Annotated in this window: 18 protein-coding genes; 6 read left to right on the top strand and 12 right to left on the bottom strand. The window is 67.5% G+C overall.

Annotated features, from left to right (window positions below):
• Window positions 1-49: 49 nt before the first annotated feature.
• From infA to trxB, 4 genes are all read right to left on the bottom strand, one after another.
• Window positions 50-268 carry a translation initiation factor IF-1 gene (infA, locus tag B5D37_RS01595; protein ID WP_078756943.1) on the bottom strand — a complete coding sequence of 73 codons (219 nt, stop codon included), beginning with the start codon at window positions 266-268 and terminating at the stop codon, window positions 50-52.
• A gap of 101 nt (window positions 269-369) precedes the next feature.
• Entirely contained in the window at window positions 370-1,128 is a 759-nt protein-coding gene (gene aat, locus B5D37_RS01590) for a leucyl/phenylalanyl-tRNA--protein transferase (protein WP_078756942.1), read from the bottom strand.
• Entirely contained in the window at window positions 1,097-2,260 is a 1,164-nt protein-coding gene (locus tag B5D37_RS01585) for a GNAT family N-acetyltransferase (RefSeq protein ID WP_078756941.1), read from the bottom strand. Before B5D37_RS01585 ends, aat begins: the two co-directional genes overlap by 32 nt.
• Window positions 2,257-3,210 (bottom strand): thioredoxin-disulfide reductase, encoded by a 954-nt coding sequence (trxB, locus tag B5D37_RS01580; RefSeq protein WP_078756940.1) that lies wholly within the window; start codon window positions 3,208-3,210, stop codon window positions 2,257-2,259. The genes B5D37_RS01585 and trxB overlap by 4 nt, the downstream gene beginning before the upstream one ends.
• A gap of 230 nt (window positions 3,211-3,440) precedes the next feature.
• Here trxB and B5D37_RS01575 point away from each other — a divergent pair, with 230 nt between their 5' ends.
• The 5 genes from B5D37_RS01575 (at window position 3,441) to B5D37_RS01555 (ending at window position 10,108) form a co-directional block, all read left to right on the top strand.
• Window positions 3,441-4,511, top strand: a complete 1,071-nt coding sequence (locus B5D37_RS01575; RefSeq protein WP_078756939.1) for an alanine dehydrogenase — start codon at window positions 3,441-3,443, stop codon at window positions 4,509-4,511.
• A gap of 103 nt (window positions 4,512-4,614) precedes the next feature.
• Window positions 4,615-6,978: a DNA translocase FtsK gene (locus tag B5D37_RS01570; RefSeq protein ID WP_234987676.1), complete on the top strand. Its 2,364-nt coding sequence runs from the start codon at window positions 4,615-4,617 to the stop codon at window positions 6,976-6,978.
• A 234-nt stretch (window positions 6,979-7,212) separates the two neighbouring features.
• On the top strand, window positions 7,213-7,833 hold the full coding sequence (gene lolA, locus B5D37_RS01565; protein ID WP_078757437.1) for an outer membrane lipoprotein periplasmic chaperone LolA: 621 nt from the start codon (window positions 7,213-7,215) through the stop codon (window positions 7,831-7,833).
• A 114-nt stretch (window positions 7,834-7,947) separates the two neighbouring features.
• Window positions 7,948-8,709 (top strand): hypothetical protein, encoded by a 762-nt coding sequence (locus tag B5D37_RS01560; protein WP_143814080.1) that lies wholly within the window; start codon window positions 7,948-7,950, stop codon window positions 8,707-8,709.
• A 127-nt stretch (window positions 8,710-8,836) separates the two neighbouring features.
• Window positions 8,837-10,108, top strand: coding sequence for a replication-associated recombination protein A (locus B5D37_RS01555; protein WP_078756937.1), 1,272 nt, complete (start codon window positions 8,837-8,839; stop codon window positions 10,106-10,108).
• A gap of 36 nt (window positions 10,109-10,144) precedes the next feature.
• Here B5D37_RS01555 and B5D37_RS01550 read toward each other — a convergent pair whose 3' ends face one another.
• The 3 genes from B5D37_RS01550 to B5D37_RS01540 form a co-directional block, all read right to left on the bottom strand.
• Window positions 10,145-10,873 (bottom strand): ferritin-like domain-containing protein, encoded by a 729-nt coding sequence (locus B5D37_RS01550; protein ID WP_078756936.1) that lies wholly within the window; start codon window positions 10,871-10,873, stop codon window positions 10,145-10,147.
• A gap of 37 nt (window positions 10,874-10,910) precedes the next feature.
• Entirely contained in the window at window positions 10,911-12,080 is a 1,170-nt protein-coding gene (locus B5D37_RS01545) for a hypothetical protein (protein WP_078756935.1), read from the bottom strand.
• 198 nt (window positions 12,081-12,278) lie between these two features.
• The gene (locus B5D37_RS01540) at window positions 12,279-12,866 is read right to left on the bottom strand and encodes a DNA-3-methyladenine glycosylase (RefSeq protein ID WP_078756934.1); all 588 of its coding nucleotides are present in this window, start codon (window positions 12,864-12,866) and stop codon (window positions 12,279-12,281) included.
• Between the two features lie 47 nt (window positions 12,867-12,913).
• On the opposite strand from B5D37_RS01540, the gene B5D37_RS01535 reads away from it, so the two are divergent.
• Window positions 12,914-13,981: an NAD(P)-dependent alcohol dehydrogenase gene (locus tag B5D37_RS01535; protein ID WP_078756933.1), complete on the top strand. Its 1,068-nt coding sequence runs from the start codon at window positions 12,914-12,916 to the stop codon at window positions 13,979-13,981.
• Here B5D37_RS01535 and treY read toward each other — a convergent pair.
• Genes treY through glgB form a run of 5 tightly spaced genes read right to left on the bottom strand, consistent with a single transcriptional unit; the run spans window position 13,978 to window position 24,936 of the window.
• On the bottom strand, window positions 13,978-16,755 hold the full coding sequence (gene treY / locus B5D37_RS01530) for a malto-oligosyltrehalose synthase (RefSeq protein ID WP_078756932.1): 2,778 nt from the start codon (window positions 16,753-16,755) through the stop codon (window positions 13,978-13,980). The two genes, B5D37_RS01535 and treY, sit on opposite strands and share 4 nt — an antisense overlap.
• Window positions 16,752-18,848, bottom strand: coding sequence for a 4-alpha-glucanotransferase (malQ, locus tag B5D37_RS01525; RefSeq protein WP_078756931.1), 2,097 nt, complete (start codon window positions 18,846-18,848; stop codon window positions 16,752-16,754). Before malQ ends, treY begins: the two co-directional genes overlap by 4 nt.
• Window positions 18,845-20,617: a malto-oligosyltrehalose trehalohydrolase gene (gene treZ, locus B5D37_RS01520; RefSeq protein WP_200809171.1), complete on the bottom strand. Its 1,773-nt coding sequence runs from the start codon at window positions 20,615-20,617 to the stop codon at window positions 18,845-18,847. The genes malQ and treZ overlap by 4 nt, the downstream gene beginning before the upstream one ends.
• A 17-nt stretch (window positions 20,618-20,634) precedes the next feature.
• Complete coding sequence (gene glgX, locus B5D37_RS01515) at window positions 20,635-22,749, bottom strand: glycogen debranching protein GlgX (RefSeq protein ID WP_078756929.1); 2,115 nt, start codon at window positions 22,747-22,749, stop codon at window positions 20,635-20,637.
• Window positions 22,750-24,936: a 1,4-alpha-glucan branching protein GlgB gene (gene glgB / locus B5D37_RS01510; RefSeq protein ID WP_078757436.1), complete on the bottom strand. Its 2,187-nt coding sequence runs from the start codon at window positions 24,934-24,936 to the stop codon at window positions 22,750-22,752.
• Window positions 24,937-24,961 lie beyond the last annotated feature (25 nt).

Here is a 24,961-nt window from a genome sequence, read left to right as displayed (position 1 = left end):
CGAAAAAAGGCGGCCAGTGGCCGCCTTTTTCTTCAGTAACTTACCGCAGTTACTTCATGCGGTAGGTGATGCGACCCTTGGTCAGGTCGTATGGGGTCATCTCCACCTTCACCCGGTCACCCGTCAGGATGCGGATGTAGTTCTTGCGCATCCGGCCGGAGATATGGGCAATGATCTCGTGCCCGTTTTCGAGACGCACACGGAACATGGTGTTCGGAAGGGTTTCCGCCACCGTGCCCTCGAATTCGATCACGTCGTCTTTTGCCATGTGTTTCCTAGTGTTGCCTTGAAGCAGCGCAAAATGCGGCCGCGAAGCCGGGCATTCTGCCACGGCAGGGGCCATCAAGCAAAGCCAGGCGCCCGGCGTGTTCAGCCGTCGCGGCGGTTGCCGTCGGCCGCTGCAAGGTCCGCGGCGTGGAGTTGGCCGAACGCATTGCTCCAGCAGCCCGTCATCCCCGGTTGTGCGCATAGTTCATGCACTGCCTGGAGAAAGCGTTCCCTTGGCCAGGATTCCGCGCCCAGTGAGAGCAGGTGCGGGTTCTCCACCTGCGCGTCGATCAGCGGGAAACCCCACCCCTCCAACCGATGCGCGAGCGCGGCAATCGCCACCTTGGACCCGCCGGAGGCGAGGCTGACCATGCTCTCGCCAAAGAACATGCGGCCGATCGCGATGCCGTACAGGCCGCCAACCAGCCGGGCGCCCGTCCGCACCTCGATCGAATGGGCATGGCCGAGCCGGTGGAGTTGGGTGTAGGCGGCCTGCATCTCGCTTGTGATCCAGGTCCCCGGCTGGCCGGCGCGGGGCGCGTCGGCACACGCGGTGATGACGTCCTGGAAGCAGGTGTCGGCGGTAACCGTCCACTCGCAGCGCCGCAGCGAGCGACGGAACCTTGATGACAGCCGGACCCGGCCGGTCCGGAAGACCATTCTCGGATCCGGCGACCACCACAGGAGGGGCTGCCCTTCGGCATACCAGGGGAACACCCCCTGCGCGTAGGCATTCAACAGGCGGGCCGGGGACAGGTCGCCGCCCATCGCCAGCAGCCCGTCCGGCTCCCGCAGGGCAGTTTCGGGCGGCGGGAATGCGGCCGTCGGATCAGCGGGAAGGGCGGGCAGGCGGATGGGCATCGGCGGGGAGGGTCTTGAAGGGCGAATGCGCGGCGAGGGTCGCAGCGTACGCCCGGACAGATTCCGCCTCCTGTCCGCACCATCCCTGCAGTGCATCGTGGAACGCAGGGTGGGCGATCCAGTGGCGGCTGCGCACGATGCTGGGCAGGAAGCCCCGCGCCAGCTTGTGCTCGCCCTGTGCACCGGGTTCGAAACGGGTCAGCCCATTGCGCAGGCAGTAGTCGATGCCCTGGTAGTAGCAGGTCTCGAAGTGCAGGCCCGGGATCGCCTCGCGTGCACCCCAATAGCGCCCATGGAGCGTGTCCCCGCCGCGAAGGCAAAGGGCGCCGGCGACGGGCTCGCCTGCGAGCTCGGCGAAGAAGATCACCAGCGACTGCGGCATCTTCTCCGCCAGGTGCTGCAGGAAGGCGAGGGTGAGCGCCGGATGGTTGCCATACTCGGCGAAGGTGCGCAGGTAGAAGCCGTGCATTGCCTCCAGGTCGGCCGGCGTGGCCTGCTGGCCCTCCACGACCCGGAAGGTTACGCCGGCACGCGCGACCCGCGCACGCTCCTGCCGGATGTTCTTGCGGTGCTTGTGGTCGAAGGCGGAGAGGAAGCCCTCGAAGTCCCGCCACCCGGCCTCGTTGTGCCAGTGGTACTGCACGTCGATGCGCTGCAGCCACTCGGGACCGAAAGCGACGTCATCGCGTTCGAGATGGAAGTTGACGTGGGCGGAAGACAGGTGCGTCTGTCGACACATCGCCACCATCACGTCGGGCAGCAGGCGCCGCGTCTCCTCGTCCTTCGCCAACAGGCGCGGCCCCTGCACCGGCGAGTAGGGCACCCCGCACAGATACTTGGGGAAGTACTCCAGGCCGTGCCGGGCATGGGCATGTGCCCATGCGTGGTCGAACACGAACTCCCCGTGGGAGTTGTCCTTCAGGTAGCCCGGTGCGGCGGCCACCAGTTCGTCGCCGCGCCACAGGGTGAGATGGCGCGGCGTCCAGCCCCAGTCGGGGCGCAGGCAACCCGTGGACTCCAGGCCTTCAAGGAAGGCATGGACCAGGAAGGGGTTGCTGCCATCGTGCAGCGCATCCCAACGCGCTGCCTCCACTTCAGCGAGGTTCGCGAGGAACCGCGCCTCCACGGTCACGCGTCCAGGTCGAGGAATTTCTCCGCGTCCAGCGCCGCCATGCAGCCGAAGCCCGCCGAGGTGATCGCCTGGCGGTACACCTGGTCGGCGACGTCACCCGCCGCGAACACGCCGCGCACCGAGGTCTGGGTGGCATTGCCGTCCAGGCCCGACTTGATCTGCAGGTAGCCGCCCTTCATCTCCAGTTGCCCTTCGAACAACGACGTGTTGGGCGTGTGCCCGATCGCCACGAAGAAGCCGTTCAGGGCGATCTCCCGGGTGGCGCCGTCCTTGGTCGAGCGCAGGCGCATGCCGGTCACGCCGGAGTCGTCTCCCAGCACTTCGTCGACGGTGTGGTCCCACACCATCTCGACCTTGCCGGCCTGGGCCTTGGCGAACAGCTTGTCCTGCATGATCTTTTCGGCGCGCAGGGTGTCGCGACGATGCACCACGTAGACCTTGCGGGCGATGTTGGACAGGTACAACGCCTCTTCCACGGCGGTGTTGCCGCCGCCGATCACCGCGACTTCCTGGTCCTTGTAGAAGAAACCGTCGCAGGTGGCACAGGCCGACACGCCCTTGCCCATGTACTTCTGCTCGGACTCGATGCCCAGGTACTTGGCGCTGGCGCCGGTGGCGATGACGAGCGCGTCGCAGGTGTACTCGCCGTTGTCGCCGGCCAAGCGGAACGGGCGCTGGGACAGGTCGGCGGTGTGGATGTGGTCGAACACCACCTCGGTATCGAAACGCTCGGCGTGGGCCTGCATGCGGGCCATCAGGTCCGGCCCCATCAGTCCGTGGGCATCGCCGGGCCAGTTGTCGACCTCGGTGGTGGTCATCAGCTGGCCGCCCATCTGGAGGCCGGTGATCACCAGCGGCTTCAGGTTGGCGCGGGCGGCGTAGACCGCCGATGTCCAGCCGGCGGGGCCGGAGCCGAGGATGATGAGACGGGCGTGTTTGCTTGGGGTCATGGGTATAATCGCGGCAGGATTTCCGGGGCGCGCCATCGGCGCGCGAAGCAAGGCCGCGCAAGCGCGGCCGACGTGGACATAGCTTGGCGGCGGCGCTCCGGCAAAACAAGGCAGGCACCACGGACGCAGCGTTCCAGTGCACCGTGGCATCTGTACACAAGGACCACACCCAACCTGGCCAGACGCCGCGCCGACGCGGCGTTTTTTCTGGCCCACCGGAGAGCACGGCAATGCGTATCGGCGTACCCAAGGAAACCAAGACCCTCGAAGGGCGCGTTGCGCTCGTGCCGGCCGCGGCCGGTGACCTGGTCAAGCGGGGCCATGAGGTCTGGGTCGAAAAGGATGCGGGCACCAAGAGTGGCTTCAGCGACCAGCAGTACATCGACCTGGGCGTGAAGATCGCGCCCGATGCCGCAGCCCTGTACGAGCAGGGCGAGATGATCGTCAAGGTGAAGGAGCCAATCGAAGGCGACCTGGCGCACCTGCGCAAGGACCACCTGCTGTTCTGCTACCTGCACCTGGCAGCGGAGCCGGCACTGACACGCCGCCTGCTGGACATCGGCCTGACAGGCGTCGCCTTCGAGACCGTCGAGTTGCCCAATGGCGACCTCCCGCTGCTCGCGCCGATGTCGATCGTCGCCGGCAAGATCGCCACCCAGGTCGGCACCACGCTGCTGCACCAGCCGCAGGGCGGCAAGGGCAAGCTGCTGGGCGGCCTGCCGTCGACCGAGCGGGGCAAGGTGGTGGTGTTTGGCGCCGGCAAGGCCGGTGGTGCCTCGGCCGAACTGGCTGCGGCCGGCGGTGCCAACGTGGTGGTGTTCGAGATGCGCCAGGACCGCATGGACGAAATGATGCGCCTGGGCCCGAACGTCACCGCGCTGTACCCGTACCACGACGTGGTCGCCCGCGAGCTCGCCACCGCCGACCTGGTGGTCGGTGCCGTGCTGGTGACCGGTGCCAAGGCCCCGCGCGTGCTGACCCGGGAGATGCTCAAGGGCATGCAGGACGGCAGCGTGGTGGTGGATATCTCCATCGACCAGGGCGGCTGCTTCGAGACCTCCCGCCCGACCACCTGGAAAGAGCCGACCTACGTCGAGGAGGGCGTGACCCACTTCTGCGTCACCAACATGCCCGGCGCGGTCCCGCAGACGAGCTCGCAGGCGATCTGCGCGGCCATCCTGCCGTGGGTGAACCGCATGGCGTCGAACAGCAACTGGCGCGAAGACCCCGCGCTTGCGAAGGGCATCAACGTGGAAGGTGGCAAGTTGGTGCATCCCGCGCTGCAGGACATGAAGGTCTGACCTGACGCAGCCACGGCGCCGGCCCAGTGCCGGCGCTGTCATTTTGCAATCATCCTCCGTATATTCAACGACTAACAGCACCTAGCTGAGGCAGAACATCACGGTGGCGCAAGCCTCGACCGCAACCCGCAGGAAGAAGACGACCGCATCCGACCGCCCCGCAGCCTCGCCGCGGCGGCAGCGGTTGATGCGCGACATCGCGCTGATCCTGATCGCGCCGTTCCTGCTGTACCTGCTGGTGTGCCTGGTGACGTTTTCACCCAATGACCCGGGCTGGTCGCAGTCGGGCAGCATCACCGCGCCGCTGCACAATCGCGGTGGCCGGGTAGGTGCGTGGCTGGCGGATGTCCTGTTGTACCTGACCGGCTACGTCGCCTTCCTGCTGCCGCTGGTGCTGGGCCTGATCGCCTGGATCGCGTTGTTCCGGATGGACACCGATGGCGACGGTGACCCGGACCTCGGGCCGGCGCTGCGGTTGGTCGGGATCGTCGGGTTCCTGGTGTCCGCTACCGGGCTGCTGCAGCTCCGCATCGGTCCCGTGCTGGACTTTTCCGCCGGGGCAGGGGGCATCCTCGGGCAACTCGTGGGCCGTTCGCTCTATAGCGGGTTCGGGCCCGTCGGCGGCAACCTGTTCCTGCTCGCATTGCTGCTGGTGTCGATCACCCTGGCAACGGGCATTTCCTGGCTCGCGGTGATGGACCGCATCGGGCAGTGGGTGCTGGCCGCGGGACCGGTGCTGATGGGCCTGTTCCGGCGCAGCAGCCGACAGGCCAGCGACTGGCAAAAGACCCGGGCGATGCGCGAGGAGCGTGAGGTCGTGCGCAAGGTCGACACCGAGCTGCGGGCGAAGCGCGCCCCGGTCCGGATCGAGCCCCCGGCGGCGCCGGCTGTCGAGAAGAGCGACCGGGCCAAGCGGGAGCAGCAGATCCCGCTGTTCCATGTCGGGGACGGCAGCGGCATCCCGCCATTGGCGCTGCTGGACGATCCCAAGCCGCAGCCCAAGGGCTACAGCGCCGAGACGCTGGAAACCCTGTCGAGGCAGATCGAGTTCAAGCTCAAGGACTTCCGGATCGAAGCGCAGGTGGTGGGTGCCTATCCCGGGCCAGTGATCACGCGCTTCGAAATCGAGCCGGCGCCAGGGGTCAAGGTCAGCCAGATCAGTTCGCTGGACAAGGACATCGCGCGCGGGCTTTCGGTGAAATCGGTGCGCGTGGTCGACGTGATCCCGGGCAAGTCGGTGATCGGCCTGGAGATCCCGAACACCCAGCGCGAGATGATCTATCTCTCCGAGCTGCTGCGCTCGAAGGAATACGACAAGTCCCAGGGCCCCCTGACCCTTGCACTGGGCAAGGACATCTCCGGTCGTCCCACGGTGGCCGACCTGGCGCGAATGCCACACCTGCTGGTGGCCGGCACCACCGGTTCGGGCAAGTCGGTGGCGGTCAACGCGATGGTGCTCAGCCTGCTCTACAAGGCTTCGCCGAAGGACCTGCGGGTACTGATGATCGACCCGAAGATGCTCGAGCTGAGCGTCTACGAGGGCATCCCGCACCTGCTGGCCCCGGTGGTCACCGACATGAAGGAGGCCGCCAATGGCCTGCGCTGGTGCGTGGCCGAGATGGAGCGCCGCTACAAGCTGATGAGCGCCGTCGGCGTGCGCAACCTGGCAGGCTTCAACAAGAAGGTGCGCGAGGCCGCCGATGCCGGGCAGCCGATGCTGGACCCCCTGTTCAAGCCGAACCCCGACATCAACGAAGTCGCGCCCCAACTGGAGCCGCTGCCGCACATCGTCGTGTTCATCGACGAATTCGCCGACATGATGATGATCGTCGGCAAGAAGGTGGAGGAGCTCATTGCCCGCCTGGCGCAGAAGGCCCGTGCCGCCGGCATCCACCTGATCCTGGCGACCCAGCGCCCGTCCGTGGACGTGATCACGGGCCTGATCAAGGCCAATATCCCGACCCGCATCGCGTTCCAGGTATCCAGCAAGATCGATTCCCGCACCATCCTCGACCAGTCCGGTGCCGAGACGCTCCTGGGCAACGGCGACATGCTCTACCTGCCGCCCGGCACCGCGATGCCCGAACGCGTGCACGGCGCATTCGTCTCGGACGAAGAGGTCCACCGCGTGGTGGAGCACCTCAAGCAGTCCGGCGGCGGCCCCGACTACATCGAGGGCGTGCTGGAAGAGGTGCAGACACTGGGCGACGGCACGGTGGTCGGTGCCAGTGGCCTGCCAGAGGCTTCCGGCGGCGGTGGCGACGAGTCCGATCCGTTGTACGACGAAGCGGTCCGGGTAGTGACCGAGACCCGCCGCGCCTCGATCTCCGGTGTCCAGCGCCGGCTGAAGATCGGCTACAACCGGGCCGCACGCCTGGTGGAGGCGATGGAGGAGGCGGGTGTCGTCAGCCGCGCGGAACACAACGGCGACCGCAGTGTCCTGGCGCCACCCCCACCGCGGGACTGAGCCCGGGGAGCGGGTTTAAGGCTTCTGTCCCCCAAGGGGACTTCCTTCGGGCGTAGGAGCGGCTTCAGCCGCGATCGGATCATCGGTTGCCCATCCGCTTCCGGATCGCGGCTGAAGCCGCTCCTACAACAGCGCGCGTATCCAACGGCTCCGCGCGGGCGATGTCGAGCACCTGTTCAGCTTGTCGCGCACACACTGCAGCCTGACTGATCGGAGATCGATTGCATGAACCAGATGATCCGCCGGGGCACCGGACTGTTGTTGGGAACCCTCGTTGCCGGAAGCGCGTTTGCTGGCGCCCGCGACGAGCTCAACCAATTCACCGACGGGCTGGAGGGGCTCGATGGCAGCTTCACCCAACAGGTGTACGACGCCCGCGGTGCGCTGAAGGAGACCTCCAGCGGCCAGGTCCAGTTGTCGGTGCCGCGGCTGTTTCGCTGGGAGTACGTCAAGCCGTATCCGCAGCTGATCGTGGCGGACGGGACGAAGGTATGGATCCTCGATCCGGACCTTGAGCAGGTCACGGTCCGCCCGCAGGGCGCGGAAGAACAGGACAGCCCGCTGTCCGCCCTGATCGAGCCGAAGAAGCTGGATGCGAAGTTCAAGGTCGAGGAAGCGGGACGGACCGGCGATCTGCAGTGGCTCAAGCTCACTCCGAAGGATTCCGAGCGTGCCAGCTTCAATTCCGCGCGGCTCGCCTTCGACGATGAGCAACTGGTGCAGATGGTCGTGGTCGACGGTGTCGGCCAGCGGACCGAGATCAAGTTCAGCGGCTGGCAACGCAATCCCGAATTCGCGCCCGGCACCTTCAGCTACACCCCCGCACCGGGCGTGGACGTGATCGGCGGAGGCTGAACGCGGCGCCAGACATAACCGTTCATATTCAGGCACTTGGCTCACATGGTTTCGACGCGCCGGTGGGGATAGTGGCTTCCAGGGGCACAGCCTGCCGCCCCGGGAGTCTGTATCGTGCAAGTGCCTTCATTGCGTTTTTCGCTGCGTCCCGCTTCTCTTCCGTTGGCCATCGCCGCGCTGGTATTCGGTGGCGCAGTGGCCACGGCTTCTGCCGGGCAGGACCGCGGGGGGGAGCAATCCGTGGTGGCCGTGCAGGCCGAGGCCCTGGAAGCACCCGACTCCCGTGTCGAGGGTGACCTCGCCATGGACGGTGCCGTCGCGGCGGCCGTGGTCGGCGCGATTTCCACGCGCTTCGATGAGCGCGACGTGGCGGTCAAGCTCGACCAGGTGGACGTGGAGCCGCTCAGCGTCCGGGACCGGGCCGTGAGTGGACATGGCCGCATGCGGATCGGCGACGGCGAAGCGTGGATGCCGCTCAGCTTCGAGGCGGTGTATGACACCCGCACGGCGACGGTCGGTTATCCGTACCTGGTGCTGGGCGACACCGGCGCCGGGGACGTTCTGGATGCGGGTTCGGAAGTGGCGGTCGAACTCGTCGAGCGCGTGAATGCCGCGCTGGCAGCCGAGTTCGCGGGCCAGCCGGTCGAGCTTGAGCTGGAAAGGGTCGTGGCGGCGCCGGCGGGCGGGCGATACCTCAGGGTCCGGGCCACAGGGACCGCCGATTTCGATACCGAAGGCACGACTGCCGCCCAGGTGCAGGCACTCTATGACCAGCGCTCGGGCGACTGGATCGACCTCGATTACGAACTCGGAACCACCGCCAACTGGGCGGGCGACCAACCGGAGCCGGTAGCCACATCGGTCGCCACGCGTTGAGCCGCTGCTTGGTATCTTAGGCGCCGGCCGCCACCCCGGACCCGCCTTGGCACGTCGCTCCGCCCGTTCCACCCCTGACCTGATCCCCGCTGCCGGTAGCGATGCGCTCCGCCCGCTCGCGGAACGGATGCGCCCGCGCGAACTCGACGAGATGGTTGGCCAGCGCCGGCTGCTCGCCCAGGGCTCGGCGCTGCGGCGCGCGGTGGAATCTGGGCACGTGCACTCGATGATCCTGTGGGGCCCGCCGGGGTGTGGCAAGACCACGCTGGCGCTGTTGCTGGCGCATTACGCCGACGCCGAGTTCCGCGCGATCTCCGCGGTGCTGTCGGGGCTGCCGGACGTGCGCGTCGTGCTCGCAGAAGCAGGGGAGCGGTTCGCGCAGGGGCGACGGACAGTGCTGTTCGTCGACGAGGTCCACCGGTTCAACAAAGCCCAGCAGGATGCCTTCCTGCCGCACATCGAGCGCGGCAGCATCCTGTTCGTCGGTGCGACCACCGAGAATCCATCTTTCGAGCTCAACTCCGCCCTGCTTTCGCGATGCCGCGTCCACGTGATGGAGGCGGTCTCCGCGCAGGACATTGCAGTCGCGCTTGAACGCGCACTACAGGATGACGAGCGCGGCCTCGGCGGACACGGGCTGCGGGTCAATGCGGAGGCGCTGGCGCAGATCGCCGGTGCCGCGGATGGGGACGTCCGCCGCGGCCTCACGTTGCTAGAGATCGCGGCCGAGCTTGCCGGGGACGAGCGCGGAGAAATCACTGAAGCCACGCTCGTGCAGGTGCTGGCCGACCGCACCCGTCGCTTCGACAAGGGCGGAGAGCAGTTCTACGACCAGATATCGGCGCTGCACAAATCGGTGCGCAGCTCCAATCCGGATGCAGCGCTGTACTGGTTCGCGCGCATGCTCGATGGCGGCTGCGATCCGATCTACCTGGCGCGCCGCCTGACGCGGATGGCCACCGAGGACATCGGGCTGGCCGACCCGCGCGCGCAGACCATGGCGGTGGAGGCGTGGGACACGTACGAGCGGCTGGGAAGCCCGGAAGGAGACCTGGCCCTGGCGCAACTGGTGATCTACCTCGCCAGCACCGCGAAATCCAACGCCGCCTACGTTGCCTTCAATGAGGCGAAGCGGGATGTCCGGGAACATGGCACGCAAGAGGTGCCCCTGCACCTGCGCAATGCGCCGACCAAGCTGATGAAGCAGCTCGGCTACGCCAAAGGCTACCAGTACGACCACGACGCGGAGGGTGGGGTGGCGCTCGACCAGACCGGTTTCCCGGATGCGATGGGGGAGCGCGTCTACTACCGGCCAGTGGACAGGGGGCTGGAGATCAAGCTCAAGGACAAGCTCGACCGCCTGCGCAGCGAGCGGAAGTCCCGGCGTCCCAAGGGCTGAACCGGGACTTCCACGTCTTCGCCACTCCGGTCGTATTCAGCCGACGCTGGCGACCTCGGCCATCGCCGCCGACAGCCAAGCCTTCACCGTGGCCTCGTGCCGGTTTTCGGCCTCCAGGGCGACGGTGAAACGGTCCACCAGCTCGTTCTGCTTGAACTGGCGGGCCAGTTCGATCAGCAGCTCCCACGAGGCGGCATCGATCAATTCGGCGTCGAGCAGCGTCTGCAGGGCCTGGGGGATGGTCACTCTCGGATCGTTCATCGCCTGCAGGAGCCCCATGCCCTGCACGGCGGCGATGTCCGCGCACGGCGTCTGGGTGGTGGGGTCGGCGCCAAGCTTCTCGATGGCATCGGCCAGCAGGAGGAAATGCGAGGCCTCTTCGTCACGTATTTCCCTGAGGCCGGCGACGGTGACCCCGCCGGGCAGGTGCTCCGCTGCCGACACCTTCCGCAGCATCGCGTCGTAAAGCCGGGTGCCCGCACGTTCGAAAGCCGCGCGCTCACCCATCTTGTCCAGCAGGATGTGCATCTTGTGCCCGGTCAATGCCTCGGCTGCCACGCCCAGCACGCCCTTGATCGACGTCGGTGGCGGGACGGTGCCCACCGCGTCCGCGTCGGCCTGGTAGGCGGCGCGGATCTCATCCGCGGTCGGGGAGGGCGCGGGGGCCGACTCCTGCAGTTCCTGCACCTCCAGCAGCGCCTTCGCGTCGATCGGCGAGGCCTTCATGCCGGTGCGGTTCATGCCGGTGTGTACGTTCTTCTCCATGGGATTCTCCTTCGGATCCTGATCGCTTGCGGGCCGGCTACTTCCGGGCGGGCCTCGGTGTCTGCTCGGTTCCCGGATTCCACATGTAGCCTTCGGCCACCGCCTCGGTCGGTGATCCCTCCGAGTTCATGTGGTCGCGGTAGCGGATCGACGCCTCGTTTTCCTGGTCCCTCGGGACAAAGTCCGGACCGTTCGCCCGCAGGTCGACCTCCTGCAGCAGTACCTTGCGCACGAAGTCGCGCTGGCTCGCGAACTTGATCGGCTCGGGCAGCTCGTCGGGAAGGATCTCCATCGGATCGCGCCGTTCGTGCTCCTTGAACAGGTCCATCGCGACCTGCAGGTGGCCCAGCTCGTAGTCCAGGAACCGCTCCCACAGCGCCTTGATGCGCGGATTGGTCTCCTGCTGCACGCAGCTGTAGTAGTTGTAGACCTCGTTGAGCTCGTGCATCACCCACTGCTCCATCCAGGTCTGGTCCGGATCGATGATCGATTCGTACTGGGTGACGTGCTGCTCCTCGATCGATGCGATCTCCGCATACAGCAGCCGCGCGATGGGATCGGTGAACAGCGGCCCGATGTTCATGTAGTAGTTGTGGGTCTGCTGCTCGGCGGCCATGATCGTCAGCGCGTGCAGCTTGGAGATCGGTGCGGCGGTCCGCCGGTCGAACGGGTTGCGCAGGTCGTCGTCCGGGTGCCGGTGCTCGACCACGGTCGGGCGCCCCGGAAGGATGTCGGTATAGCACTGCAGGATGTTGTTCGCGTCCTTGCCCTCGAGCCTATCCAGCATCGCCGAATAGCGGTACATGTGGTCGAAGTCCTCGAGCAGGCCGAAGCGGTAGGTCTGCGCGAGGTAGGCATCGGGCTCGGTCTGGGCCACCGCCGCGGTCACTTCGATGGCCACCTGCTCGTAGGCGATCGTGGTTTCCAGCGGAGAGTGGTCGGCACCGATCAGCCAGTTGATCATCGTCGCCTGGTGTTGCTCGACCCGCCGCAGCCGCGCGAGCGGTTCCCGTAGCGCACGATTCATGCGCGCGGCGGAGTGGGAGAAGCGCAGGGCCTCCATTTCCAAGCCGTTGAGCAGGATGATGCGCACCCGGGTGAAGGCGTCGTCGTCCAGCTTGCTGATCGGTTTCTGCACCAGCTCGCGCCAGGTGAAGCGCTGGCGGTCGATTGGGCAACCCTTGATGTCGGTAAGGCTGAGAGCCACGTTGTCCTCCTTCTGCGGCGGTGCCGCTCCTGTCCGTTGCGGTGCCCCAGGTACGGCGCAAACGGCGTGCCAACCCGGGGGTTCCGTGGAGGCGGAATCGGGACGGCCAGGCACGCTTTGGCATGTTCAACACCGCTGCACGACGCGAAGCTTTTTCAGGATCAGGAAAGACTTGCAAGGCGCCGGAGCAGGTGCCGGCTACGGACGCGAAATTCCGGCATGGCCAGGCACGTACCAGCGCCACGGCAGGTCGCGCGCCCGCGTGATGCCAACCCGGGTGGTCGCCACGGGGGTCGCGGGCGGCGGGGTGCCATCGTCGAGGATCCTGAACGCGCCGGTGGCCAGGTCTTCGCCGTCGAAACGCCCGTCGATACCCAGGGCCTGCGCAAGGCGGGCCGGTCCGCTGCACAGGTCGCGGTCCTTCCGTGCAGCCGGCCGGGCCGGGTACATCAGGTCCAGCCCCCGCAGCGGCTCGAGGGCCCGGAGCAGCACCGCGGTGCCTTCTCCATCTTCTCCGCACACGGCGTTGGCGCACCAGTGCATGCCGTAGGTGAAGTAGACGTACATGTGCCCCGCCGGTCCGAACATCGTCGCATTACGTGCGGTCATGCCGCGCCATGAATGCGAGGCGGGATCATCCGTGCCGAGGTAGGCCTCGACTTCTATGATGCGCCCCGCACGGCCGTCGGCTGCAACGAGGACCTTGTTGAGCAGGGCCGGGCCCACCTCGCGTGCATCGCGGCGGTAGAACGCGTGGGGCAGGGCGGGGGACGACATCCCGGTCATGATAGGGCGGCTATCCTGAGCGCTTCGATACCTTGCCCGGAGGCACCATGATCAAGTCGCGCGGCTATGCAGCCCAGTCCCCCACGGACGCCCTGGCGCCGTTCCAGTTCGAGCGGCGGGATGTCGGGCCCGATGACGTCAGGATCGACATCATCTACTGCGGCATCTGCCACTCCGACCTGCACACCGCCCGCAACGAGTGGGGCAACACCATCTACCCGTCCGTGCCGGGCCACGAAATCATCGGCAAGGTGGTCGAGGTCGGCAGCCAGGTGTCCCGGTTCAAGGTCGGCGACGTCGCCGGCGTCGGCTGCATGGTCGACAGTTGCCAGCATTGCAGCTCCTGCACCCAGGGGCTGGAGCAGTATTGCGAGAACGGCTTCGTCGGCACCTACAACGGGCTCGCCCCGGATGGTGGATGCACTTACGGCGGATACGCCGAGAACATCGTGGTCAAGGAGGATTTCGTCCTGAAGGTCGGTCATGCCGACAACCTGGCGGCCGTGGCACCCTTGCTTTGTGCCGGGATCACCACGTATTCGCCGCTGAAGCAGTGGGGCGTGGGGCCCGGCAAGCGCGTCGGCGTGGTCGGGCTCGGCGGACTGGGCCACATGGCGGTGAAGATCGCCCGGGCGATGGGCGCCGAAGTGGTGCTGTTCACCACCTCCCCGGAGAAGAAGGAAGACGCCCTGCGCCTGGGCGCGCACGAAGTGGTGGTGTCGCGCGATGCCGAGCAGATGAAGGCACAGACGAACAGCCTGGACTTCATCCTCAACTGCGTGGCCGCACCGCATGACCTGGATGCCTTCCTCAACCTGCTCAAGCTCGACGGCACCATGGTGCTGGTCGGCGCTCCGGCCGAGCCGCACCCGTCTCCGGGCGTGTTCAACCTGATCATGAAGCGCCGCCGGCTCGCCGGTTCGCTGATCGGCGGCATCGCCGAGACCCAGGAGATGCTGGACTTCTGCGCCGAGCACGGGATCGTCTCGGACATCGAGATGATCGACATCAAGGACATCAACGAGGCCTACGAGCGCATGCTGAAGGGCGACGTGAAGTACCGCTTCGTGATCGACATGGAATCCCTGCGCAAGGAAGCCGCGGCTGCAGCCTAGCCCGCAGTGGCGGGGCCTTCATCAGGATGGCAATCGCTGGCCTGCACGAGCAGTGCCAGCGGCCATCGGGGCATCAGCTCCGTCACTTCGATCGGGCGGCCGCCCTCGATGGTGGTGTCATCCAATACGCTCTCCCATCGGCCACGGGGGAGGTGGAGATGGGTGCCGGCCCAGCGTTCCCCGGGAATGGCCGGTACGTCAGATGATGCATCCAGCAGGCGCCAAGGCAGCCGCGGCGCAAGGATGATGGCGGCGCCCTCGCGATGCTTCCGCGCGAAAGCGACCAGGTGCCCTTCGCCGGGCCCGGTCGGTTGCAGTGGCAGGTAGGTGCCGTCGGCAAAGAGTGTCGGGAGGCGCCTCCTCGTGGTCAGTACGCGTTCCACCAACCGCTGCTTCAGGGCACCGTCGCGCCAGCCGGCGAAGAGGGCGGGCAGGGCCCGCTCCGCCGCAAGTTCATTGGCGCGGAGGGCATGGTCCACCTCGCGCCGGTTGTCGGGATCGACCATCGAGAAGTCCCAACGGTCGGTGCCCTGGTAGAGATCGGGGATGCCGGGGGTGGTCATCCTCAGCAACGCCTGGCTGAGGCTGTTGATGGCGCCTGCCGCGCCGATCGTGCGGACAAACGCGTCGAGCTCGCGGGGGAAGGTGTCATCGCCAACGGCCAGGCATGCCCGGAGGAAGTGATCGCAGGCTTCCTCGTAGTCCTCGTCCGGGCTGATCCAGGACGAGTGGCGTTTGGCTTCGCGCAGCGCCTTGCGCTGCCATTGCGAGACGCGTTCGGTGAACGCGTGCAGGGCTGGCGCGTCGTCAGCCTTGAGCTCCAGAGGCCAGGCACCTACGAGGGTCTGGTAGAGGATCAGCTCGTCGGCGGGATCGGGGGCTTCGCTTGCGCCGGAGGTGCCTCGGTGGCGCGCGTTGAGCTCTGTCCATCTTTCGACGTGCCGCGACCACACGTCCGGCATCTCGCTGAGCACCGCGAGCCTGGCGCGGGCGTCTTCACCCCGCTTGTTGTCGTGGGTCGCCGTCGCGAGCAGCGTGTGGGGCATCGTGCGCTGCCGGTGAAGGCACGCCGCGTGGAAGCGATCGGGTGGCAGCGCGAGCTCGCCGGGTTCGGCGCCGACCTCGTTGCGCGACAGCAAGCGGCCGTAGCGGTAGAAGGTCGTATCTTCGATGGCCTTCGCAGCGACCGGCGGCGTCAGCTGCTGGAACAGGGTCACGAGCCGGGCGGTCTCCGCTTCGGCGCCGTCGGGGCCACGCCCTTCCAGGCACTGCAGCAGGAATGCAAGGGCCGGCTCGCTGATGTTTCCGCCGGATCGTGCGCCCCGGGCTGCACGCTCCAGGACGTCGGCATCAGGCGGATCGCTGCCATGCCTGCCGACATAGGTCCGGTAGACCGGGAAATGCACGATCAGCTCGACGAGGGTGTTGCGGAGGTCTTCCGTCGAAGCCCCGACCGCGTCCGCTCGAGCCGCCAACGCGGCCAGTGCCCGCAGCGTACGGTCGAGGTCGGGGGAGAAGTTCTCCAGCGTCATCTGCCGGCGCGCATCGAGTGCGAGCGTTTCGTACTTCTCCGGACCTCCACGGCTTTCCCAGAGCCTGTCCAGCGCCGCCTCGCCGGCCGGGTCGTGCATCAGTGCGCCGGCCTGGTCCATGAACTCGTAGCCGGTCGTTCCGTCGGCGGTCCAGTCTTGGCGCAAGGTTTCATCCGGTGCCAGGATCTTCTCGACGACCAGGTACGCCGGCCCTCGGGGGGTGAGTGCGGGTCGGCCGGGATCGAGGGCGTCCAGTCGGCCGCGCAGCTTCCGGCAGTAGCCGCCCGGGTCGACCAGGCCATCGATGTGGTCGATGCGGAGTCCGTCGATCAGGCCCTCGGCGTAGAGCTCCAGCACCAGCCCGTGCGTCGCCTCGAACACGTCCGGCCGGTCCGGCCGGATCGCCACCAGCTCGTTGACGTCGAAGAAGCGGCGCCAGTTGATCCTGTGCCAGGCCTCGCGCCACGGCGCCAGCAGGTAGGGCTGGCGTTCCAGCAGGTGTTCCAGCCGTGAGCAGCCCCCGGACTCATCGGCAGCGTACGAGCGCAGGGCTTCATCGATTCCGGCCCGCCCGCTGGCGTCGGCGCCGTGGGTGGCAAGCGCCGCCAGTGCGTCATCGTAGGTGCGGCCGGGCGCGGCGTCCCGGAACAACTCCACCAGCGGGGCCAGGCCGGGTTGCCCGGCAAGCACTTCCGCGTATGCCTTCGCGGCGAGCGGAAAGCGCTGGCCTGCAATGTCCCACTCGATCCTGCCGCCATTGTCGGCGTCGAACAGCAGCTGGACCTCGCCGTCCGCCAGCAGCGACTCGATAGCGCGGTCCAGCGTCGGCACCAGCACCCGCCCGTGGAGCTGCCGGTCCGGGGCTTCCCAGTCGATATCGAAGAAGTCGGCATGCGCGCTGGCCGGTCCCCATTCAAGGACGTCACGCCACCACGGGTTCTCCACGGTGGCGGCCATGTGGTTGGGCACGATGTCGAGGATCAGTCCCATGTCGTGACGCCGCAGCACCTGGACCAGTCGCCGGAGCGCATCCAGGCCGCCCAGCTCCGGGTTGATGCGAGTGGGATCGACCACGTCGTAGCCATGGCCCGACCCTGCCCTTGCAGCCAGCAAGGGAGACGCATAGAGATGGCTGACGCCGAGGGCTGCGTAGTAGGGCACCACCTCGCAGGCATCGTCGAGGGTGAACCCGGCGTGGAACTGCAGGCGCGCGGTGGAGCGTGGAGGATGGGGTGCCGTCACGTCGCATCTCCCCGTGCTTCCGCGAGCGTGGCGAGCCGCTGTCGTACGGCAGGCGCGTCCAGCATGCCGTCCAGGTCGCCGGGCAGGCGGCGACGCCAGTTGGGGTGCTCGTCGCTGGTGCCGGGCACGTTGGGCGCCTCGACCAGGGCGAACACATCTTCCATCGGGATGACGGCAAGCGCCGCAGCCGAACGCCCGACGTGCCGGATGGCCGCATCGACGAAGGCGGGGGCTTCGTTGGCGGACGGCGCGGCCGGCACCGGATCCGCGTCCGCATGCATTGCCTGCCACAGCGCTTTGTGTTCCGATCCGCGCTGCTTCAACTGGTCCCGGGCCTCGGAGTCGGAAGGGACGATGCCCAGATTGCGCCGCACTTCGATGTCATGCCCCAGCCACCAGCCGGCCGACGTCGGAAGATCGTGGGTGGTGGTCATCGCGACCGATGTCCTGCGCCACTCGCGGCCGGGCAGGAAGTTGCCGGCGTCGCCGCGTTCGAACCAGAGCACGCTCATTCCGAGTACTTCGCGGTCGCTCAGATCGTCTCGGAAACCCGGTGGAACGGTGCCGAGGTCTTCGCCGATCACCACGCAGCGATGCCGCCAGGATTCGAGCGCGACCAGCCGGAGCAGGTCCTCGCGCGGATACGCGAGGTAGGCGCCCTCCAGCGGAGAAGCGCCGTCGGGCACCATCCACAAGCGGTTCAGGCCCAACACGTGGTCGATGCGGATGCCGCCGGCGTTGGCCATGTTGGCGCGAAGCAGCTCGATGAACGCATTGAACCCGCCATCGCGCATGGCGGTGGGCGACAACGCCGCCAGACCCCAGACCTGTCCGTTGGCGGCCAACTCGTCGGGTGGTGCACCGATCGATGCCCCGACCAGCGTCTCGCGCTGTCGCGACCAGGCGTGGCTGCCATTGGGGTCGGAGCCGACCGCGAGATCGGCGATCAGCCCGATCGACATGCCCGAGGCCCGCGCACTCGATTGGGCTCTCCGCAGCCCACGTGCAGCCAGCCACTGCAGGACCTCGTGGAAGCGCACCCCGTCGGCGTGTTCCCTCGCGAAGGCCAACACCGCGGGGCTGCCGGGATCGCGGAACGCGCTTGGCCACTCGCGCCAGCTCCACAGCCCCTGCTCGAGGAAATGTGCGTGCAGCACCTCGAAGCGGGCGTGGTCGGCCAGCGCGCCACCTGCCGCCAGGCGATGCTGCTCAAACTCCGCCTGAAGTCCCGGCATTGTCGGCAGTACCCGGTCATGCAGCCAGCGCAACTGTGCGAGGCGGGCCTTCCCGGCGATCTTCCAGTCGATCAGCGCGGACGACTCGAGCCGGTCGAGCTCCGATTGCAGGTCCAGCGCACCGGCGGCGTCCATCGCGGCGGAACCGAAGGCCTCGCGCGGGTCGATGTGCAGTGCGTTCAGGAGCAACCGACTCGAGGGCGAATAGGGGCTGCGATGGCCGGGCTCCGCCGAAAACAGGGCGTGCACCGGGCTGACTGCGACCGCATCGGCACCGTCAGCGGCCAGTCGCCCGGCCAATCGCCCCAAGGCTCCGTACGTGCCGATGCCGCCGTCTCCCTTGGTCCGCAGCCCATACAGTTGGGCGGCGACGCCCCAGGCGCGTCCGGTCTTGTCCCCGCGCAGCTCGTCGACGCTGGTGCAGCGCTGCGGCGCGACCGCAAGGGTGGTTGTCGTTCCGTCGTCCAGGGTCAGCCGGTGATAGCCCGGCTCTTCCAGCGGGGGCAGGGCACCGCCGGCAGCATGGTCCTGTAGCCGCCCCTCGATGCATCGCCCCGATTCCAGCGTGAGGCGGAACAGCGACCCTGCCTGTCCGACGCCTGGGCGCAGCGAAGTGCGCATCCCCTGAAGCGTTGTCAGCAGTGGTGGCAGACCTGCTTGGGTGCTGGCCGCTGTCAGCCGTTGGCGGCTGTCGGCGAGATCCCCGGCGGTGTCGCAGGGGAGGTCGAGCGCGGCGAGCAGGCGACGCAAGATCTCCGGCTGGACCTGATGCCGCGCCCCCCGGAAGTCCTCCCAGTTGACGGCGATGCCGGCAAGCGTCGCGAGCTCGCGCAGATCGTTTGGTGGCGCCGAGGTCATCGCGCGTCCCCTTCCGGGGCCGGCGCCAGCAGCGCCAACATGCTGCCGGGGACAAGACACCCTTCGCACATTCTGTCGAACGCGCCGGTGGGCGTTTCGAACAGCAGCTGGTCGGATGCCGGTGCAGGATCGGTGACAACCTCCTTGCCGAGGTTGACGAGGATCGTGAGCACCGCGCCATCTCCCATGCGCCAGCGTGCGACCACGGCGCCCGGCCCCAGCACCTCGGCGCCCAGCGCGCTGGTTCCGGGCAGACGCTGGGTCAGGGCGTGGTGCCGCAGTGCGAGCAGTTCCCGGATCCAGTCGCGATGGGTACTGCCGGGTGGCGCCTGCACGCATTCAAAGTCCGGGATCGAATCGGTAAAGGTCTCCAGTGCATTCGGATCGGGGATGCGCTCGCGCCGCTCCGGATCCCGGAATGCCGGGAACTTCGAAAACTCGCGGCGGCGGCCCTCGCGTACCGCTTCGGCGAGCTCGCCGTGGTGATCGGTGAAATAAAGGAACGGGCGCCGTGAGTTCCATTCCTCGCCCATGAACAGCATGGGCACCTGGGGCACCAGCAGCAGCAGCGCCGTGGCGGCGCGCAGCGCATCGGGGTCTGCGAGTGTCGATAGCCGCTCTCCCAGCGCGCGATTGCCGATCTGGTCGTGGTTCTGGAGGCAGTTGACGAAAGCCGTCGTCGGCAGGTGGCTGCTGGGTTGCCCGCGCGGCGCACCATCCCGATGGCTGCATGGCTGGCCCTGGTAAACGAACCCGTCGCCAAGCCACTTGGCGAGGCCATCCGTCGGATCCGCTGCGTAGTCGGCGTAGTAGGCATCGGCCTCGCCGGTGAGCAACACGTGCAGGACGTGGTGCGCATCGTCGTTCCACTGGGCGTCGAAGCCCCCCTGCAGCAACCCGGCATCGTTGTGCTCGTTCTCCAGCACGAGATGCACGTGCCGGACCGTTTCGACTTCTTTGCGAACGGTCGCGGCCATCTCCACCAGCCAGGCGCGCTCGGTGATGGCATGCGCGGCGTCGATCCGCAGACCGTCGAAGCGGTACTCCATCAACCAGTACAGGGCGTTGCCGATGAAGTACTCGCGGACTTGCGGGCGACGGAAGTCGATTGCCGGCCCCCATGGGGTGTCGAGGTCGTCGCGGAAAAACGCACTCGCCAGGCGCGGCATGACGTTGCCGTCGGGACCGAAGTGGTTGTAGACCACGTCCAGCAGCACCATCAGCCCCAAGCCGTGGGCGGTATCGACCATCGCCTTGAGCTCGTCCGGCGAGCCGTAGCAGGCAGCGGGAGCGAACGGCAGCACGCCGTCGTAGCCCCAATTGCGCGAGCCGGGGAACTGCGCGATCGGCATGAGCTCGATGGCGGTGATGCCCAGCGCCGCGAGTTCGGGCAGCCTCTCGCGCAGGCCGTTGAAGCCGCCGAACGCACCCACGTGCAGCTCGTAGACGACAGCGTTGCTCCAGGGGCGGCCGAGCCAATCCGCGTGTCGCCATTGATACGTACAGGGATCGACCACGACGCTGGGGCCGGACACGCCGCCCGCCTGTGCGCGGGCAGCGGGGTCTGCCAGCTCGCTGCCGTCCGGCGGCACGTAGCGGTAGGTGGCACCCGGAGAGCAGGGGAGCACGCCCTCGAACCATCCGTCAGCGGCCTTCTGCAGGGGCACGGGCGTGTCGTGGTCGATCTTGACCGAAAGCGCGTCGTGGTCGGGCGCCCAGGTCCGGAAGCGCACCTTTCCGTTGCCGGCCACCTCGGCGCCGAAGGGCAAGGATCTTGCGAAGCACCTCATTGACGCGACGGCTCCGGTCCGGGATGTGCCACCAGCAGGCGCACGCTGTGCGCAGCCACCAGCACCGTGTCGGTCGGCACTTCCTTCTCCACTGCCTCGGGATGAGCCGAGTCGAGCAGGGTCCGCCACCTCAGGGTGGGCCCAGGCAGGTGGAACACCCGGTCCCTGTGGTCGCCGTTGACGAGCAACAGGCTGACCTCGACATCGCCCCCGCGACCGCGGACGGCCCTGCGGATCGCAAGCAGGCGGCCGAGGGGGTTCTGCCAAGCATCCTCATCCATCGGGCGCGCGTGTTCGTCGAACCAGCTCAGGTCGGGGATGTCGGGCCACGGCTCCTCGTCGCCATGGCTGAAGCGGTCCAGCCGCAGGGTGGGGTGGCGCTTTCGGAGTGCCAGGAGCCGGGATGTGAAGTCGAACAGGGACCGGTTCCGGCGTGCCTCCAGCAGGGTCCAGTCCACCCAGGAGATCTCGTTGTCCTGGCAGTACGCGTTGTTGTTGCCGCCCTGGCTACGGCCCATCTCGTCGCCGGCAAGCAGCATCGGCGTGCCGTGGGACAGCAGCAGGGTGGACAGCATCGCCCGCTTGACCCGCTCGCGCTGGGCGACGATGTGGGGGTCGTCGGTCGGCCCCTCGACGCCCCAGTTGCAGCTGGCGTTGTCGTCATGCCCGTCGCGGTTGTCCTCACCGTTGGCTTCGTTGTGCTTGTGCTCGTAGCTGACGAGGTCGTGCAGGGTGAAGCCATCGTGGGCGGTGATGAAATTGACCGACGCCCACGGTCGGCGGCCGGTGTGATCGAACATTTCGGCCGATGCCTGCAGGCGCTTGGCGAGGTCGCCGCGTTGCCCGTCCTCTCCTTTCCAGAACCTGCGCACATCGTCGCGGAACTGGCCGTTCCACTCGCCGAAGCCCGCCGGGTGGTTGCCGAGCTGGTAGCCGCCGGGGCCGAGGTCCCACGGCTCGGAGATGAGCTTTGTCCGGGCCAGCACCGGGTCCTGCCGGATGGCGTCGAACAGCCCGGCGTTGGGATCGAAACCATGGCTCTCGCGCCCCAGCGCCACCCCGAGATCGAAGCGGAACCCGTCTACGTGGAACTCCTCCACCCAGTAACGCAGCGAATCCATGATCATCTGGATCACGCGCGGATGGGCGGTATTGAGGGTGTTGCCGCAGCCGGTGTCATCGATGCAGTGGCGCGGGTTGTCGGGCAGCAGGCGGTAGTAGCTGGCGTTGTCGAGGCCGCGGAACGAAAGCGTCGGGCCCAGCTCATTGCCTTCGCAGGTGTGGTTGTAGACCACGTCCAGGATGACTTCGATGCCTGCCTTGTGCAGCGCCTGCACCGCCCGCCGGATCTCGTGCAGGTTGCGCTCCTGCAGGTAGCCGGACTCGGGGGAGAAGAACGAAAGCGTGTTGTAGCCCCAGTAGTTGCGAAGCGACATTTCGGCCAGGCGGCGATCCTGCACGAAGGCGTGGATCGGAAGCAGCTCGACAGCGGTGACGCCCAGCCTGACCAGGTGGTCGATGACATGGGGATCGGCCAGGGCGGCGAAGGTGCCGCGCTGGTCAGGCCTGACTTTTTCGAACTGCCGGGTCAGCCCTTTGACGTGGGCCTCGTAGATGACCGTGCGGTCCCATGGCACCCGCGGGTGCGCGTCGCCGTGCCAGTGGAAATGGTCGTCCACCACCATGCTCTTGGGCACGGCAGCGGCGCTGTCGCGACGGTCGAAGGAGAGGTCGGCGCGCGGCGAGTTCAGCCGGTACCCGTGCAGCGCGTCGGTCCACCTGACCTGGCCGTACAGCATGCGCGCGTACGGATCGACCAGCAGTTTGTGGTGGTTGAAACGGTGGCCACGCTCGGGTGCATAGGGGCCATACACACGATAGCCGTACAGCTGTCCGCCCCGCACGTGGTCCAGATAGCCATGCCATACACCGTCGGTGCATTCGGGCAGCATGTGGCGGCCAATCTGCCGGCGCCCCTTGGTGTCGAACAGGCAGAGCTCCACCGCGCTTGCGTTCTCGGAGAAGACGGCAAAATTGGTACCGGTGCCGTCACTGGTGGCACCGAGCGGATAGGGGGAACCGGGATCCATCCGGTCAGGCAGCACCGGCATCTAGCGACCCTCCAGCACGAACAGCATTCCCGACAGGGGTGGCAGCGACAGCGAAAGCCGAGCCGGTCGGCCATGGCAAGAAACCGCTTCGGCCGTCACTCCGCCGAGGTTGCCGCTTCCCGACCCGCCGTACTCCACCGCGTCCGTGTTGAGGACCTCCCGCCAGTAGCCGGTTTCCGGTACCCCGACGCAGTACTGCTCGTGGCGCAGTGGCGTGAGGTTCACTACCGCCAGCACGGGTGGGTCACCCAGGCGGCCGCGTCGCAGGAAGGCCAGCACGCTGTTGTTGCGGTCATCCTCGACTACCCACTCGAAACCCTCCGGATCGCTGTCGCGGGCGTGCAGGGCAGGGTGCTGCGTGTAATGGACATTGAGGTCCCGCACCAGGCGCTGGATCCCGCGGTGCCCTGGATCATCCAGGTGGTGCCAATCGACCTGCCCGTCGTGGTTCCATTCGCGCTCCTGCGCGATCTCGCAGCCCATGAACAGCAGCTTCTTCCCGGGGTGCGCCCACATGAAGGCCAGGTACGCGCGCAGGTTCGCCAGGCGCTGCCATTGATCCCCGGGCATGCGCCCCAGCAGCGACCCCTTCCCGTGCACCACCTCGTCGTGCGAGATGGGCAGCACGAACCGCTCCGAGAAGGCGTAGAGCAGGCCGAACGTCATGTCGTGGTGGTGGTGCGAACGGTGGATCGGGTCGCGCGACATATAGCTGAGCGTGTCGTGCATCCAGCCCATGTTCCACTTGTAGTCGAAGCCGAGCCCGCCCGACGCCACCGGCGCGCTGACGCCGGGCCACGCGGTGGACTCTTCGGCGATCACCACCGCGCCGGGGCAGCGTTCGGCGACAACCTCGTTGAGGCGCCGCAGGAAAGCGATGGTCTCGTAGTTCTCGCGGCCGCCATGCACGTTCGGCACCCATTCGTCGGCCGCCCGGCTGTAGTCGCGGTAGAGCATCGACGCCACCGCATCCACCCGCAGGCCGTCGACGTGGTAGCGCTCCAGCCATTCCAGTGCACTGGCCACCAGGAAGCCGCTCACTTCGTGCCGGCCATGGTTGTAGATCAGGGTGTTCCAATCGCGGTGGAAGCCCTCGCGCGGATCCGCGTGTTCGTAGAGGGGGGTGCCGTCGAAGCGCGCGAGCCCGTGCGCGTCGGAGGGGAAGTGCGCGGGCACCCAGTCCAGCAGGACGCCGATGTTCTCGTGGTGACAGCGGTCGACGAAGCGGGCGAAGGCCTCTGGCGAGCCGTGGCGGGCCGTGGGCGCGAACAGGCCCAGCGGCTGGTAGCCCCAGGATCCGCCGAAGGGGTGCTCGGTCACGGGCAGCAGTTCGACATGGGTGAAGCCCATGCCGGCGACATACGGCACCAGCCGCTCGGCAAGCGCGTCCCAGTCCAACGGCTCGCCATCCTCGTCGCGCATCCAGGAACCGGCGTGCAATTCATAGATAGACACGGGCGCGTCAGGCGACTGCCTCGCCTGGCGCCTGTCCATCCAGTCGCCATCGGTCCACTCGAAGGCTTCCGGCGCCGCCACGATCGACGCAGTTGCAGGCGGACACTCGGTGGCGCGGGCAACGGGGTCGGCCTTCAGCGGCAGATGTGTGCCATCGGGCCCCAGGATTTCGTACTTGTATCTCGCACCCGCGCCCAGCCCGGGCAGGAACAGCTCCCAGACGCCCGCGGACTGGCGCAGGCGCATCGGATGGCGTCGCCCGTCCCAGGCGTTGAAGTCGCCGACCACCGATACCCGGCGGGCATTCGGCGCCCACACCGCGAACCGCACGCCCTCCACGCCGTCCACCGTCCGCACCTGTGCACCAAGGGTGTCGGCCAGCCGGAGCTGCCGCCCTTCGCTGATCAGGTGGAGGTCGAGGTCTCCGAGCAAGGGGCCGAACGAGTAGGGGTCACAGGTCCGCTGGATGCCGCCGGGCCATTTGATCCCGAGCTCATAGGTACCGTCACCGATCGGGCCGCCAAACAGCGCGGGCTCGATCTCTGCAGATTCGAGCGAATGCGTCTCGCCGGTACCACGGGCCACGACCGAAACCGACTCCGCACCCGGCGCCCACACGCGCACCACGCGGGTGTCACCGATGTGGTGGGGCCCGAGGACGGAGAAGGGGTCACCGTGGCTGGCACGTGCGAGCGCCTGCACCACCTGCGGGTCCGGCACCCAGTCCGGCATCCGGCCGTGGGGGGCGTCGTTCTTC

This window comes from Lysobacter spongiicola DSM 21749 (assembly GCF_900167055.1).
Lineage (GTDB): Bacteria > Pseudomonadota > Gammaproteobacteria > Xanthomonadales > Xanthomonadaceae > Novilysobacter > Novilysobacter spongiicola.
The sequence above is the reverse complement of the archived record's forward strand: the minus strand, read 5'-3'. Positions and strand labels throughout refer to the sequence as shown.